Raw genomic sequence first — 15,755 nt, 5'->3', positions numbered from 1 at the left:
GGCCCTTTGTAATATCATCAGGTATTGTTATTAAAACTGAGTGGCAAGGTAAGCCATCGTGCCTATCCCTACTTCGATAGCGTTTTCGTCTACATCGAAGGTAGGTGTATGTACGCCGGAAGTGATGCCACGGGCGATATTCCCTGTACCCAGTCTGAAAAAGCAGGCCGGTACGATCTGCGAATAGAATGCAAAGTCTTCCGCTCCCATACGCACCTCCGTATCTTCCACATTCGGTAGTCCCAGGTATTCTTCTGCGATTGAACGGGCTTTACCTGTCACCGTTTCGTTGTTATACAGGCAGGGATAACCTACCAGTATCTCCACCTCTATTTCAGCGCCCATCGCATGGGCCAGTTCTGTTGCCTGTTTCTTGATGATCTCATGGGCCTTAAAGCGCCAGGTTTCATCCATTGCGCGGAAGGTGCCCATCAGTTTTACTTCGCTGGGAATCACATTGGTAGTATATCCTCCGTTGAAGGCACAGATACTCAATACAGAAGGAGAGAAGGGATTATTATTACGGCTGATCACCTGCTGGAGGCTTACCACCAGGTGGGATGCTACCAGGATGGTATCTACCGTGAGGTGTGGCAATGCCGCATGACCGCCTTTTCCTTTGATCGTGATATAGATCTCATCTGCGCTGGCCATATATTGTCCGGCCCTGAAACCCAGTTTACCGGCTTCCATCGTAGGCTGTACGTGCATACCCAGGATAGCGTCAGGACGCGGATTCTCCAGTGCGCCTGCCTGTATCATCAGGCTGGCTCCTCCCGGATGTTTCTCTTCTCCCGGCTGGAATAACACTTTGATGGTTCCTTCAAATTCATCCTTCAGTTGTTGCAGGATGCGGGTAGCACCCAGCACACAGGTGGTGTGTACGTCATGCCCACAGGCATGCATGACACCTTTATTGAGTGATTTATAAGGTACATCATTGGCTTCCGTGATGGGAAGCGCATCCATGTCTGCCCGTAAGGCGATGGTTTTGGAAGATGGATTTTTTCCTTCTATAATAGCGACAATGCCGGTTCCGGCAACACCCGCTGTATAGGACACGCCGAATTCATCCAGTTTCTGTTGGAGGAATTTTGATGTCTCATGTTCCTCAAAAGACAATTCGGGATGGGAGTGGATGTGGCGGCGGATAGCAACGAACTCCGGTGCATATTGATGCGCCAGTTCTTTAATACGATTCTTCATTCCCTTCTTTCTCTGGTGTCACATTAATAATGGCTGGTACTACAAATATGCCGCCTGGGAAGTTGTCGGAGAGTTTGTCCCGCAGGTCGGCTGCTTCTTCCCGGCTCTTAAAATCACCTACACGCACCTTGAAATAGGGTGCCTGGTAATCCAGATAAGTGCGGTAATCGGGAAATAAGTGCATTACACGAGCTTTTATATCGTTGGCCTCATTCCTTTTGTTGGTGGAGATGACCTGTACCCGGAATCCAGGCTGATTACGAATGGCCAGGGTATTGATATAGATCTGTTTCCTGACCAGCAGGTCGAGACGCGGGTCTTTTACAACCTTCACGCCACCTGCGCTGGCTATAGGGGTTTCCTGGGCCATAGCCAGGCCTCCGATCAGCAATCCGGAGAATAATAATATTAAGTGTTTCATATTCATCTGTTTAGGCGGATAATTACGGAGAAGCGGGTACCTTTCCATCATCGCAATTATTCCTTCATGAGTGCTACCCCATTGCTCGTTCCTATCCTTGTAGCGCCAGCGTCAATCAGTTCTTTAGCGAAGGCAAAGGTACGAATACCGCCGGAAGCTTTTATCTGAATATTTGCCGGCAGATTGGCCCTCATCAGTTCTACGGCAGCAACGGTTGCGCCCTTTTCCGCATACCCGGTAGAGGTTTTGACAAAATCCACCTGGTATTTAGCATACAGCTGGCAGCACTGTACGATCTCCTCTTCCAATAATATGCCACTTTCAATGATCACCTTGATCACTTTCTTATGGTTACGGATGATGGGCATGATGGTCGCAATCTCTTTCTCCACATATTCCCAGTCCTTATTCCGGATGGCCAGAATATTGGCTACCATATCGATCTCGTCCGCTCCGTCCACAATAGCCAGCACTGTTTCGGCCACCTTTGCTTCTATAGCAGAATAACCGAAAGGGAATCCGGTAACGGTGGCCACCTTGGTAGTTGTACTGCCTACAAAGGTCTTCGCCAGTTTTACAAAAGGAGGAGGAATACATACTGCAGCAAAATCATATTCTACCGCTTCCATACAGAGTTTCTTAATGTCTTCCAGGGTGGTAGTTGGCTTGAGGACGGTATGGTCTATGTATCTGTTGAGTTTCATTGTGACAGGTTTCGGCCACGAAAGTAAGGGAAATCTGGAAATGGGGTACCATGCCGGGGCACATATTAACAGATCAGGCAGCACTGTACAGTGCTGCCTGAGATCATCGTATACCGTATAAAAATGCAATCAGTTATTGATGCCGGAACCGCAGTTGAATGCCATCACTGGCTTGCCTGCTGCTATTTGGGTTCTCCTGGAAGGTTGATCCGGACAGCATAAATGAACCCAGTTTTGTACCTGTGCAGGGGTGTATAGTGCGGCCCTGTTCATCGACGTATTTAATGTCTCTTACATTGTCAAATGCCAGGTAGAAATAAAGGCGGCGGGCATTAATCAATATACTGTCCGCTCTTATCACGTGCGGATCGATGTCGGGCGTCTGATACCACATACTATTCTGGAAGCCCTGCTGCGCATTATACCTGATATAGGCCCTGAAGTTTGTGGAGGTGAGAGCAGGGGTGGTATCGATATACAGTACAGAGGCTGTCGGCAGCCGCATCGGAGATTGAAATTCCGTATATGTGACGACCTGTGGATTATCAGGACTTCCCAGGCCAAAGTAATCAAAGAGACTCACCGGAGGTCCGTTATAGATCTTGCCCACGTCAGCAACCGGCAACAGCGTGGGAGGTCCACCGGCGTGTAACTGACGGATGATCCGATAGGTGCCATAACCATTCTTTTTATAAGTAAAACTATACCGGCCGGTTTTTACCTTTTTGAAGGTATACGCACCAGTAGAATCGGTGATGGCGCTCAGGTTAGTGGAATCTATTGTTACCACTACGCCGGAATGATTAGACAGCGCTCTGCCCAGTGAATCGTAAATGATCACTTTCCCTGTAATGTCTCCTTTTTTGAGATAGGGCTCCGAATGCTGGTCTTTACTGCATGAGAACAGTACGCCAACTGTTACAAAACAGCATAAGCTGAGTAAGGTTTTGGAGGTCATAATTTAGATTGAAAGGTTATTAAAGAGTATGTTCATCCATGTGCCTGTAAAAATCAGTTATTAACAAATACGCCGGCAGCCAATGCTGACTGGCTGCTTCTGAATGGATAAACCACACTTCCCGTAGCGGGATCCACGTAAGTAATACCAGGCCTGATATTATTAGCCCATCCGACTATCGGCGTATAGAAATATTTAGTCAGCGTGTATACCCTTGCATAAATAGAATCTCCCGGAGTAAAGTAGGTGCCCAGCAATCCTGTAGGCATGTAATATATAAATTCCGTGCTGTACTCGTAGTTAGTAGGACTGACGTTCGCATGGTGAGAAAAATATACTTCATAATTCCGTGAGGTCTGTATAATAGGGGCTGGCGGTAGGCGATACCTCACTGAAAAATATCCGGCTGCGCCGGTGTAGAACCAGGCTGAATCAGCAATAGTCTGGATAGGCAGCTGAACGATGGACACTTCCTGTACTGTAGTATTTAATGTACCTCCGGAAATATGCGTCTGACCAAATACCTTCATCTCACCAAAACCGCTACGGCTGAATGTCAGATTATAGGTGCCTGTGCTAATGCCCTTGAACCGGTAATAGCCGGCTGTATCGGCCATTGTTACGAGTGTGGAATCAGCGCTCAGGTGTAAGGTTATTTTAACACTATCCACCGGCCATATTGGAACTGTAAATTGATTGAAAGTAAATACCCTTCCAACGATAGAAGAGGTATCTGCACCGGGTGGCTTTTGCCCCGGAGGTCCGGGAAGGCCTTCCGGGCCCGCAGGACCAGTAATATCCCAGTTTATGCAGGCTGCCAGAAAAAGGCAGCAGAACAACATTAATATTATCTGTTTCATATAAGACTATTCAGTGTAAGTAATGGTTGTTTTAATGGAATCTCCCAGATACGGATATGGTACCTGCATACCGCTTGTATAATCAAACCATGGTTTTTGGACCCTGACCGGCGGAGCCGCAGCTGCGGTGACATAAAATTGTGTGCCCGAGGGAATCCCCGACGCAGATATCACGAACTCTCCGTACATCTGGCCTTTTACACCATCGATATTACGTATATTGTATATGGAGCCCTCACTAACTATTCTACCGTTTCCCGGAATGGCTGATCTGTCTGCAAAAAACCTGAAACCACATACTGAAGCACTCGATGTATTAGGCGGGTCCGGCCATTCAAATATGACGGTCGCTCCTATACGGATCGAATTATACTCACGGCGGGAAAAGCCGCTTATTGAGACTAATTTGGTCGTTATATGCTTACTTAAAGATGTAGCGCCTGTGAATTTGTCTATCGCCCCGCCGGCATGTTGTACATAAAGATGTAAGGAGTCATATCCTGGTTTTGATATGCCGATGTCATAATTTCCGGGAGGAATAGAATCGAAATGGAAATATCCGGTAGTGTCGGTATAAGTGCTGATGATACTGTCGATATTAGTTATCTGTAACCGCACACTGTCCTTTCTGACAATGAATGGCCATCCGGATTGACTCAGTAAGTCAATATAACCTGTAATATTTCCCGGCGGCCAGGTATATGGTGGACCATCAGGTCCTTTAGGGCCGGGAGGCCCTTCCTTAACACATGCCATGATCAGGCACAAAAAGAATGATAGGAATATGATGTTTTTCATGTGGATGAATTAGGATGGATGATGGTGTTAATGTTGACGTATGTGTGCATTACTTCAAACGGAAGTTCCGCAGCAATGGATAAATGCCATCATTGCTTCGCCTGCCTTGCTCGTACGGCATCGAAAATGTAAATACATCAAGTCCGAAGGAACCCAGTATCGGACCTGTACAGGGGTATATTCTACGACCCTGTTCATCTATGTAGTTAATATTTCTGGGGTTGTCAAATGTCAGCGAGAAAGTAATTTTATCTGCCTTGACGAATACGCTGTCTCCGTATATCGTATAGGGAGAAATTTCTGAGCCGGAATATTCCTGGGGATAATCGTTTATTGAAATATAATCCCGCTGCGTTCTGACAAAGTCTGTCTTGGATGGCCCATGAACACCCATATACAATACAAGCGCCCCAGGTACCTGCATGGGGGCCTGGAACGTCGCGTAAGGATAGATTTCGTGATGCTCAGGACTTCCGAAGCCCATCCAGGTAACGTAGTCCGCCGGTGGACCGTGATAGATCTGTCCTACATCGGCATCTGCCAGTTGTGTGGCCTGTGCTCCGCCCGGATGCAGCTGCCGGATGATCCGGTAAGTACCATAGCCTTCCTTGCTGTAAGAGAAGTTATATCGCCCGGCTGGCACCTGATTGAAATGATAAGCGCCATTGGCATCAGTGGTATCTGCCAGATTGGTGGAATCAATTGTAACTATCACGCCCGAATAATCAGCAAGGGCTTTTCCCGTTGAATCATATACGATCACTTTACCTCTGATGTCGCCTTTAGGAGGAGCATAAACGCCTGTATCACCAGGTGGCCCGGGAGGACCCTGTGGAGCATCTTTGGTGCATGAGAATAATGAATAAACTGCTATAAGGCAGCAAATGCTGAGGATGATTTTGGTGGTCATAACATTAAGAGGTTAATCAAATAGTCAAACAGATTTTACCATGACAGTGCATCCTTGAGTCATATAACAAATAGTCTTGTGTCCCCGTATTTTCTGGCGTAAAAGGCCAACGTAAACTTAAAGCAGCAATAAACGCTGTTGCATGATGATAAGGTTAATGAAAAAGTAAAACTGCTGGTATTTGGGTGGAATCTATGATCTTTTGAGGTTGATCTATGCGCGTGTTCTCATACCATTCTATTGAAGCCTACATGATAGTAAACTAGGTTCGCTCAATCAAATCTAACAAAAAAAAGTCGTTCATCTGCAGAGAACGTGAAAAAAAATTGAAGGTCGATGAAGACCGGCTGCAGATAAGTAAAGAAAATCACCCCGTTGTACGCTCTTTCACGTTATCGGTGTGGGATAACGCCATAGCCCGCTTTGCCAGTGTTCGATGGAATATGCCGGGAGTTCACCGGATCTACAAATTTTTTACCGAGACATGGATAGATCTTGCGCCCCGCTTCATCTATGTAATGAATATCTCTGTCGTTGTCAAACGCCAGGAACCAATAGATAGAAGGTGAATTGTGCAGAATCGGGTTGGCATCTACATAATAGTTAAAGGGATCGTTATCGGTCTGGTAGGACATGTGATCCTCGGGAATAAAGGCGTTGGTATTTCTGCTGCTGACTACGAAGTTTGTTGGAGAGACATCCGGCTTATTACTGAGATACAATACGGATGCCGCAGGAACGCGAATAGGAGCGGCAAATTCAACGTAAAAGAATTGCTGTGTACTATTAGGCCCTCCAATTGCGATATCGAGGAAAAGTGTCACCGGAGGTCCATCGTAGATCTTGCCTACATCTGCGGTATCCAGACGTGTAGCCTGTGGACCGCCGGCATGCTGCTGGTGGATAATACGATAGGTACCATAGCCTTCTTTCTTAAATGAAAAATTATATGTGCCAACGGGCACATGATGGAAAACGTAAGTGCCGCTGGCATCAGTGACGGTTGACAGGCCTGTGGAATCTATTATCACCTGTACACCGGAATAATCGGCAAGCGGCCTTCCGAGTGAGTCATACACGACTACTTTACCGGTAATGTCTCCTTTGCGATGCAGGTCGTCTTTCTTACATGATGATATTGAATAGAGTGCTATCAGACAGCATAAGCTGAGGATGATTTTGGTGGTCATACATACGGAGTTAATAATGGAGTTATACAATATTTTGAGGTGGTTCTGTAGTGTCTTTATACCTTGCTGTTCGTGTCTATAAGCAATAAGACTACGTTGATTAATCAAATCTAACGAAAAAAGACGCTAATCTGTGTAGCAAAAAAATAATTGTGTTTTACCCGCTTTTTATACAATGAAAAAGGGTGTTCACTTTAGATGAACACCCTTCCCTTATATCGTTACGGAATTAAAGATCTTTTCCGTGACATTGTTTATACTTCTTACCACTTCCACAAGGACAAGGATCATTCCTGCCTACTTTCGGACCTGCTTTCACTGGCTCTTGTTTTGCCGGTTCAGCATTGGTAGCATATTCTTCCACCATGGTATGACCGTTACTGTTTTCGAACTCCTGGTGAGAAGCACGCATACGGCTCATATCAGTCTTTTCTTCACGTCCTTCACGGATCTGTGGTTGTGATGGTGGTGGCGCCTGTTGCTGTTCCTGCTGAGGAGGACGGTTGTCTTCCTGAACAGGAATGCCTGATCTGCAGAGGAAGGATACGATCTCTTTGCTGGTTTCAGCATTCAGGTCTTTAAAGAGTTCGAATGCCTCGAACTTATAGATCAGCAATGGATCTTTCTGTTCGTATACGGCTCCCTGAACGGATTGTTTCAGGTCGTCCATTGCACGCAGGTGTTCTTTCCATGCCTCATCGATCAGGGAAAGGGTGATGCTGCGTTCCAGTGCATTGATCGTTTCGTAACCTTTGGTCTCTACTACTTTCTGCAGGTTGGCCAGTACATTCATACCGCGTTTACCATCGGTGAATGGAATGGAGATATTCTCAATATGATGTCCCTGTTCGCGGTGGATCTGCTCAATAACAGGCAGCGTATTCTGCGCCAGTTCAGCTGTTTTACGCTCGTAGCTTTCTTTTGCCTGCTGATAGAGACGGTTAGCCAATGTATTGATGTCTACACGGGCCAGATCTTCCTGGCTGATGTCTGTATCAATGGCGAAGTTGACAATTGCATCCAGTTTGAAGGCTTCATAATCACCGGAGTCTTTGTGAGTGGTGACCAGTTTCTCTGCTACATCATAGAATGCATTGTCGATATCGATAGCCAGACGTTCGCCAAACAGGGCGTGATTACGTTTATTGTAGATCACAGTACGCTGTTTGTTCATTACGTCATCGTATTCGAGGAGACGTTTACGGATACCGAAGTTATTTTCCTCTACTTTACGCTGTGCTCTTTCGATGGATCTGGTGATCATGCTGTGCTGGATCACTTCTCCTTCTTTATAGCCCATACGGTCCATGAGACCGGCAATACGATCAGAACCAAACATACGCATCAGATCGTCTTCGAGAGATACGAAGAACTGTGAAGTACCGGGGTCTCCCTGACGGCCGGCACGACCACGTAACTGACGGTCTACACGGCGGCTTTCATGGCGTTCTGTACCGATGATAGCCAGACCACCTGCTTCTTTCACACCGGGTCCGAGCTTGATATCCGTACCACGACCTGCCATGTTGGTAGCGATGGTCACAGCGCTGGCCAAACCAGCCTCTGCTACGATCTGTGCTTCACGGGCGTGCTGTTTTGCGTTCAATACATTGTGCTGTACCTTTTCGAAGGTGAGCATTTTGCTCAGCAATTCGGATACCTCTACGGAGGTGGTACCTACCAGTACCGGACGACCAGCAGCCTGTAGTATTTTGATCTCTTCTATAACCGCTTTGTACTTATCGCGTTTGGTCTTGTAAACGAGATCTTCCGCATCTTTACGGGTGATAGGCAGGTTGGTAGGGATGGTTACCACATCCAGCTTATAGATCTCCCAGAACTCACCGGCTTCTGTGGTAGCCGTACCGGTCATACCTGCCAGTTTGTGATACATACGGAAGTAGTTCTGCAGGGTTACGGTGGCAAAGGTCTGTGTAGCAGCTTCCACTTTCACATTTTCCTTTGCTTCGATTGCCTGGTGCAGACCATCGGAGTAACGGCGACCATCCAGGATACGGCCTGTCTGTTCGTCTACGATCTTTACTTTACCGTCCATTACCACATATTCCACGTCTTTATCGAAGAGAGTATATGCTTTCAGCAACTGCTGAACGGAGTGGATACGGTCAGATTTCTGAGCGAAGTCCTGCAGGAGGGTTTCTTTACGACGCAGTTTCTCGTCTGCGGATTCTTTGCTTTTTTCTATCTCTGCGATTTCAGAACCAACGTCAGGCATGATGAAGAAGTGTGGATCTTCACCGGCCTTAGTGATCAGGGTGATACCTTTTTCAGTCAGGTCAACGCTGTTGTTCTTTTCATCGATCGTGAAGTACAGTTCTTCATCTACTTTCGGCATTTCACGTTGCTGATCTGCCAGGTAGTAGTTCTCCGCTTTCTGTAACAATACTTTTATACCAGGTTCGCTGAGGTATTTGATCAGGGCGCTGCTCTTTGGCAAACCGCGCCATGCGCGCATCAGGGCCAGGCCACCGGTTTTCGGATCGTCTTTACCTTCAGCGATCAGTTTTCTGGCTTCGATCAGGAACTGGTTGGTTGCCTTACGTTGTGCATCTACCAGTTGCTGGATACGTGGTTTCAGCGTATAGAACTCCTGTTCTTCTCCACGTGGGATAGGACCGGAGATAATGAGCGGGGTACGCGCATCGTCGATCAATACGCTATCCACCTCATCGACCATTGCGAAGTGGTGTTTACGTTGTACCATTTCGTCCGGGCTGTGCACCATGTTATCACGCAGGTAGTCAAAGCCGAACTCATTATTTGTACCATAGGTAATATCCGCGAGGTACGCATTACGACGCTCAGGGGTATTAGGCTGGTGTTTATCAATACAATCTACTGTGATGCCGAGGAATTCGAAGATAGGGCCATTCCATTCGGAGTCACGACGTGCGAGGTAGTCGTTCACCGTTACCACGTGCACACCTTCACCGGCTAAGGCGTTCAGGTAAGCAGGGAGGGTAGATACGAGGGTTTTACCTTCACCCGTAGCCATTTCGGAGATCTTACCCTGGTGGAGCACTGTACCACCTATGAGCTGTACATCATAGTGTACCATGTTCCAGGTAACGATACTACCAGCGGCGGTCCAGCTGTTTTTCCACGTCACATTGTCACCTTCTATAGTGACATAATCCTTTTTCACTGCCAGCTGCCTGTCTAGCGGGGTAGCCGTAGCCGTAATAGTCTCGTTCTGTGAGAAGCGGCGGGCAGTTTCTTTTACAACGGCGAAGGCTTCAGGCAGGATTTCCTTCAGTACTTCTTCCAGTTGCGTATCACGATCTTTCTTTAGTTTATCAATTTCCTGATAGATAGTATCTTTCTCTGCTACGTCATGTACATTTTCAGCCGCAGCTTTCTTTTCAGCAATGGTGTCGTCGATTTTTGACAGATGCGTACTGATGCGCAGGCGGAAATCCTGCGTTTTGTTGCGCAGCTGGTCTACAGGAAGGGATTGCAGTTTTTCATACGCCTCATTGATCTGCCTCACTAAAGGCTCGATGGCTTTGATATCTCTCTCCGACTTGTGCCCGCCAAAAAGTTTAGTTAAAAAACCTAACATGTTGAGTTTATTACGAATGATTGTTAAAACAGTTGTACAGTCAACGGACGGATAGTCCCATCGTGCTGACTACCTTACCCAAATATTGTGCTTATGCAGCATCGGATGACAAGCTGTCAGACTTTAAACCCGGTTTTGGCAAGGCCTGTAAAATTAGGAATTATTTGCACATAGTGAAGGCTAAATGCTGTATTATGGCAGGCCGGAGCGCATTTTTAGGAAGAAAGCAGCAGGAGCGGGGTATTTAAGCGGCGTCAAAATAGGTAAACGGTGCAAAAAAGCCGCCCCGGTTGAGCAGGACGGCTTCAAATGTTAAAATACTGTTATTTAATCCCACCAAAGGAATAAGCGCTTCGTTTGCATCATTTCAGCTGCCAGGTTTTCCACTGTTTCGGCTCCCTGTTCGATCAGGTCCGGACAGAAAGCGGATACTTCTTTCGCAAAGCTCTGCGCTGTAGGATGTGTAATTTTAAGCAGGTGTACTTCCACCCAGTCTGCATCAGCCCCTGTTATTTCAAATGGCTGCTCTGTATACCATTCATGCAGTTTTAACCTGATGCTGTCATTACTGATATTATAGTTTGCGCCGGTAGTGGCCCGGAATTTTACAATATCGAATTGATCTTTACTTTTCAGGACAGCAAATTTATCTGGCGTAGTGCCAAAGTTTTCTTCTGATTTGAACAGCAGATATCCTTGTTTTTTTAACGATGACCTGAGCTGCTCATAATACGCAGCATTTTCCGGATTTACCTCATACTCAAATTGCAGGGCATCACCCAGCTTCGTGTTGTCGATTGCCTCGTCTGTTGTTGCTTTTAATCTGTTAATGTTGCCAGGTACGGTTTCTCTTAGTGCGTCAATAATTGCGTGATCGTAGTGCATTGCGTCTGCCAGTGCATAGTCTTTTGCTGATGAAGGAAATTTCTGTTTACCGGATACGCCACAGCTACACAGCACAGTTGCCAGTGATAAGGATAATAGGATTCTACTCATAGGATTTACTGAAATATTAAATAAAAGTACAAAATGTTTGTATAGCGGACTGATGAAGAATTGTCACTCCTCATAGCGTCGGTTGCACGATTTCAGACAGAACGGCGGTTGGTTTATTCAGTATTACTATCGCTTTAATCTCGCTTTGATAGTGAGAGAACAAGCAGAGAAGATGGAGAGAAGAAGCAGAGAAGAAACCTGGTCCCGGATTTGGGACCAGACCACAGGCTACATATGGTGGCAAATTTGATGGGACATTAGTCCGGGCGTTTGTAGCGTAGGAAGTGATAACGCCGGGAAACAGAAACCTTTGGACAACTCTTGTCTCGTTATATGACAACGGATGAACCTGGAATGGTCAGCCGGTCTAAACACGCTTTATACACGCTTTATACACGACGTATACACGGGACATACACGACGCATCTCCGACGCATCTCCGACGTATACCGGACGTATACCAGACGTATACCGGACGTATACCGGACGCATACCGGACGTATACCGGACGTTTCCCGGGGGATATAATGTAATCATTCATACATATCATCATTCCGCCGCGGGGGGCACCCGTTGATTCCCGGGGTTTCACCCATTGATTCCCGGGGTTTCACCCCGCGCTACAAACAATGGGACTCCTAACGGAGTCCTACCGTTGCGAATGATTACGTTGTGCCATAACGACGTTCGCATTCATACATATCATCGTTCCGCCGCGAGGGGCACCCGTTGATTCCCGGGGGGGCACCCATTGATTCGCGGGGTTTCACCCCGCGCTACAAACAATGGGACTCCTAACGGAGTCCTACCGTTGCGAATGATACGTTGTGCCATAACGACGTTCGCATTCATACATATCATCGTTCCGCCGCGGGGGGCACCCGTTGATTCCCGGGGGCACCCATTGATTCCCGGGGTTTCACCCCGCGCTACAAACAATGGGACTCCTAACGGAGTCCTACCGTTGCGAATGATACGTTGTGCCATAACGACGTTCGCATTCATACATATCATCGTTCCGCCGCGGGGGGCACCCGTTGATTCCCGGGGGCACCCATTGATTCCCGGGGTTTCACCCCGCGCTACAAACAATGGGACTCCTAACGGAGTCCTACCGTTGCGAATGATACGTTGTGCCATAACGACGTTCGCATTCATACATATCATCGTTCCGCCGCGGGGGGCACCCGTTGATTCCCGGGGGGCACCCATTGATTCGCGGGGTTTCACCCATTGATTCCCGGGGTTTCACCCCGCGCTACAAACAATGGGACTCCTAACGGAGTCCTACCGTTGCGAATGATTACGTTGTGCCACAAGGCCCCCCATACGGGTTCATACCCCCCGGTACGGCGGCAACCCAGGGGTACGGGGAAAAACGCGAAATCCCAGACAAATTACCGACGGCGAAGCGTCGAACAAGGTTCGAACAAGCTTCGAACAAGCTTCGAAGAAATATTATTCAACCGGAGCGAACCCATCTTCCAGGGAATTACCTCTCCTTTTAACCCCATCCGGTATATTATCAGCACAGGGGAGAGGGGCGGTCCAGCAAAGGCCATTAGGTGTCGTATTCACCGGAAACGGTGCATTGTGTTGAATGATTTCCATGGGAGCGTAGGGCACAGGCATTAGCAGGATGCCATTGGACGGCGCTGCTGTGATCATCTTTTCCCTGATAAACACTTTATTCAGATGATACCGTAAAACCAGGGTACCTGCCTGAAACAGCAATGTTACGCACAACACGGGAACGTAGACCTGCCGTAGTTGGAGTTTCGGGAAGCAGAATATAGCTGTCAGTAGCACCAGCGGCGCCAGATAGCAATAGCCAAAGCGCGGATCCGGCGCCTGTTTCAGCCAGAAACAGCAGCCCAGTAATAAAAAGATATATAGGGGTACAAAACCTGCAGGCAGCTGTTTACGACGGATGAATACCAGTATTGGAGACGCAGCCGCCGCCAGTACAAGTAGTTTGTCATATATACGGAGGCTATGCAGGAACCATGCACTGAAATGCTGTATCGTGTTCTCTGAAAAGTAACGGGGAATATCTGCTGCCCGGTAAATGGCAAACACCGTGATATCCAGACGGGTGGAGCGTATCACGGCTGTCGGTACTGCCCATCCGGTATGAAAGAGGTCCGGCATTTCCATAGGGAAAAGCAGGTAGCCGGAAAGGATCACATTTCTGACAAGCCAGGGCGCCACTATCACTACCGCGATGCCACAAAGGAGCAGTAACTGCATATAATTTTTCTGACGTAATACCTGCCAGAACATCAGGACCGTCAGGATCAATATCGGGATAGAAGATATTTTTACTGTTAAAAGAAACACAGGCGCCAGCAGCATAAACACACCATTCGCGCTGCTAAGCGGCAATTCTCCTGCCGCACTTTTCTCTAGCCAGCTCACGATCACCAGGCAGCTGATATAGTAAATAGCTGTATCGGCGGCGGGTGCAATGATGTAGTAGGCGCCAAACTGCGGCATATTGATCATCACCAGCAGACCTGCTTTCAGTAAGGCGATGAAGTTAGCGTCCTGCTTGCGGGGCAGGAGGTATAATAACGTGAGCAGGTACAATACACCATTCAGGCGGTTATCCGGAACACCGTTCAGCCAGGAAAAGTTGAACACAGCTGAGAGTACATGCCAATGTGAGTTAAAGCCAAAACGCTCATGCAGATTGGCCAGTCCGGGTACCGCTTTATAGTGCTGCATCCATTTGATGAACTGTGCGTAGTAGAGGCCTTCGTCATAAGTGAAGGGCTGTTGTGCAGACAGGTACAGCACGAATATAACGGCGGCTCCGGCAAACAGCTGCCGGCTTCTTCCTGCCCTGCGTGCCTGCTCAACGTAATCGGATACCTGTTGATGTATAGCTTTTCGCTGGCGCAAATAGCAAAGCAGTCCTGCGCCTAGTATAATACTATGTGCCAGGCCAGCCAGCGGTATGAAAACAGACAGGCAGGAAGCGACAACAGTAATGGCAAAAAAGCCATTGAGTGTGGTGAGTGAGAAATGAGGTTGTGCGGGTATGTTTTTCAGGATCCTGTTATGTAAAAATTGCTGTAGCGTATATCCATACAGGAAAGACAGTATAATAATATACAGGAATTTAACTAACAGGAACAACATGGTATTAGATTATTTATTGAGCTGTACAACTTTTTTCTGCTTCGAGAAGATATTATACTTCAGGATGCAGTAGATGGCACGGAAACCGTCTTTGTAGTTGATCTTTTTTCCTTCTGCATAAGTACGGCCATAATAAGCAATACCTACTTCGTATATACGAATGCCTGGTACACGGCTGATCTTGGCTGTTACCTCAGGCTCAAATCCGAAGCGGTTTTCCTTCAGATCGATCTGTTTGATAACGGAGCTACGAAACAGTTTGTAGCAGGTTTCCATATCTGTCAGATTGAGATTGGTCAGTGCATTAGAAAGGAAGGTCAGCACCTTGTTTCCGATGGTATGCCAGAAGAAGAGGATACGGTGAGGACCATCTCCCATGAAACGGGATCCATACACAACATCAGCTACGCCTTGTAACATGGGCTTCAACAGGCGGTTATACTCTTCGGGGTTATATTCCAGATCAGCGTCCTGGATGATGGTGAAGTCGCCACTGGCCTGCTGAATACCGGTACGCAGGGCAGCGCCTTTACCTTTGTTCACTTCATGACGCACGTATTGCAGTTGCACATGCGGATAGGCCGCACGGAAACGTTCTACTTCTGCACCGGTGTTGTCTTTTGAATGATCATCTACCACAACCAGTTCTTTTTGTACGTCGCCAGCCAGCGTTACAGCCTGCACCCTTTCAAGGATGTCGTATATATACCTCTCTTCATTGTAAGCCGGAATGATCACGGAAAGCAGTTGTGACATAATGACAATTTTCTTGTTGCTGCGGCCATTTAGCCGTAAACGTGTGCAAAGAAGCAAAAAAAGTATGTAGAAAAAAAATATTAATAGGTCAGCTCGTTTGGAAAAAAAATTTATTTATTAACGACCATTTAACACTATCATTTGTTACAACACTTTACCTTTACATTATTAGGGTTTTCATAGGATAGTAAAACAAGAGCCGGATAGTCTTATTTGGCTCTTTCTTTTT

12 protein-coding genes are annotated in these 15,755 nt (G+C 47.2%); all 12 read right to left on the bottom strand.

Going from position 1 to position 15,755, the window contains the following annotated elements; genetic code table 11:
- Positions 1 to 30: 30 nt before the first annotated feature.
- On the bottom strand, positions 31 to 1,206 hold the full coding sequence (locus CLV42_RS10185; RefSeq protein WP_106601796.1) for a M20 metallopeptidase family protein: 1,176 nt from the start codon (positions 1,204 to 1,206) through the stop codon (positions 31 to 33).
- Positions 1,190 to 1,627: an SPOR domain-containing protein gene (locus CLV42_RS10180; protein WP_170117454.1), complete on the bottom strand. Its 438-nt coding sequence runs from the start codon at positions 1,625 to 1,627 to the stop codon at positions 1,190 to 1,192. Before CLV42_RS10180 ends, CLV42_RS10185 begins: the two co-directional genes overlap by 17 nt.
- Before the next feature lie 56 nt (positions 1,628 to 1,683).
- Positions 1,684 to 2,331, bottom strand: coding sequence for a deoxyribose-phosphate aldolase (deoC, locus tag CLV42_RS10175; RefSeq protein ID WP_106601794.1), 648 nt, complete (start codon positions 2,329 to 2,331; stop codon positions 1,684 to 1,686).
- Positions 2,332 to 2,464: 133 nt separating this feature from the next.
- On the bottom strand, positions 2,465 to 3,289 hold the full coding sequence (locus CLV42_RS10170; protein ID WP_106601793.1) for a carboxypeptidase-like regulatory domain-containing protein: 825 nt from the start codon (positions 3,287 to 3,289) through the stop codon (positions 2,465 to 2,467).
- Positions 3,290 to 3,342: 53 nt separating this feature from the next.
- Entirely contained in the window at positions 3,343 to 4,149 is an 807-nt protein-coding gene (locus CLV42_RS10165) for a carboxypeptidase-like regulatory domain-containing protein (RefSeq protein WP_106601792.1), read from the bottom strand.
- Positions 4,150 to 4,155: 6 nt separating this feature from the next.
- On the bottom strand, positions 4,156 to 4,947 hold the full coding sequence (locus CLV42_RS10160; protein WP_106601791.1) for a carboxypeptidase-like regulatory domain-containing protein: 792 nt from the start codon (positions 4,945 to 4,947) through the stop codon (positions 4,156 to 4,158).
- A 49-nt stretch (positions 4,948 to 4,996) separates the two neighbouring features.
- The gene (locus CLV42_RS10155; RefSeq protein WP_106601790.1) at positions 4,997 to 5,857 is read right to left on the bottom strand and encodes a carboxypeptidase-like regulatory domain-containing protein; all 861 of its coding nucleotides are present in this window, start codon (positions 5,855 to 5,857) and stop codon (positions 4,997 to 4,999) included.
- A 392-nt stretch (positions 5,858 to 6,249) separates the two neighbouring features.
- Positions 6,250 to 7,047 (bottom strand): carboxypeptidase-like regulatory domain-containing protein, encoded by a 798-nt coding sequence (locus CLV42_RS10150; protein ID WP_106601789.1) that lies wholly within the window; start codon positions 7,045 to 7,047, stop codon positions 6,250 to 6,252.
- 229 nt (positions 7,048 to 7,276) lie between these two features.
- Positions 7,277 to 10,630, bottom strand: coding sequence for a preprotein translocase subunit SecA (gene secA / locus CLV42_RS10145; RefSeq protein WP_106601788.1), 3,354 nt, complete (start codon positions 10,628 to 10,630; stop codon positions 7,277 to 7,279).
- A gap of 327 nt (positions 10,631 to 10,957) precedes the next feature.
- Positions 10,958 to 11,626: a DUF4253 domain-containing protein gene (locus tag CLV42_RS10140; protein ID WP_106601787.1), complete on the bottom strand. Its 669-nt coding sequence runs from the start codon at positions 11,624 to 11,626 to the stop codon at positions 10,958 to 10,960.
- 1,458 nt (positions 11,627 to 13,084) lie between these two features.
- Entirely contained in the window at positions 13,085 to 14,770 is a 1,686-nt protein-coding gene (locus CLV42_RS10130) for an LIC_10190 family membrane protein (protein WP_106601785.1), read from the bottom strand.
- 9 nt (positions 14,771 to 14,779) lie between these two features.
- Positions 14,780 to 15,526, bottom strand: a complete 747-nt coding sequence (locus tag CLV42_RS10125) for a glycosyltransferase family 2 protein (protein WP_106601784.1) — start codon at positions 15,524 to 15,526, stop codon at positions 14,780 to 14,782.
- Positions 15,527 to 15,755: the final 229 nt, after the last annotated feature.

The sequence above is a fragment of the Chitinophaga ginsengisoli genome (assembly GCF_003014595.1).
Lineage (GTDB): Bacteria > Bacteroidota > Bacteroidia > Chitinophagales > Chitinophagaceae > Chitinophaga > Chitinophaga ginsengisoli.
This window is presented reverse-complemented; position numbering and strand designations above follow the sequence as displayed.

Coding starts and splice junctions, on each gene's coding strand:
- CLV42_RS10125 (WP_106601784.1), bottom strand. CDS start 15,526: ATGTCACAACTGCTTTCCGTGATCATTCCGGCTTACAATGAAGAGAGG.
- CLV42_RS10165 (WP_106601792.1), bottom strand. CDS start 4,149: ATGAAACAGATAATATTAATGTTGTTCTGCTGCCTTTTTCTGGCAGCC.
- secA (WP_106601788.1), bottom strand. CDS start 10,630: ATGTTAGGTTTTTTAACTAAACTTTTTGGCGGGCACAAGTCGGAGAGA.
- CLV42_RS10155 (WP_106601790.1), bottom strand. CDS start 5,857: ATGACCACCAAAATCATCCTCAGCATTTGCTGCCTTATAGCAGTTTAT.
- CLV42_RS10150 (WP_106601789.1), bottom strand. CDS start 7,047: ATGACCACCAAAATCATCCTCAGCTTATGCTGTCTGATAGCACTCTAT.
- CLV42_RS10160 (WP_106601791.1), bottom strand. CDS start 4,947: ATGAAAAACATCATATTCCTATCATTCTTTTTGTGCCTGATCATGGCA.
- CLV42_RS10140 (WP_106601787.1), bottom strand. CDS start 11,626: ATGAGTAGAATCCTATTATCCTTATCACTGGCAACTGTGCTGTGTAGC.
- deoC (WP_106601794.1), bottom strand. CDS start 2,331: ATGAAACTCAACAGATACATAGACCATACCGTCCTCAAGCCAACTACC.
- CLV42_RS10130 (WP_106601785.1), bottom strand. CDS start 14,770: ATGTTGTTCCTGTTAGTTAAATTCCTGTATATTATTATACTGTCTTTC.
- CLV42_RS10170 (WP_106601793.1), bottom strand. CDS start 3,289: ATGACCTCCAAAACCTTACTCAGCTTATGCTGTTTTGTAACAGTTGGC.
- CLV42_RS10180 (WP_170117454.1), bottom strand. CDS start 1,627: ATGAAACACTTAATATTATTATTCTCCGGATTGCTGATCGGAGGCCTG.
- CLV42_RS10185 (WP_106601796.1), bottom strand. CDS start 1,206: ATGAAGAATCGTATTAAAGAACTGGCGCATCAATATGCACCGGAGTTC.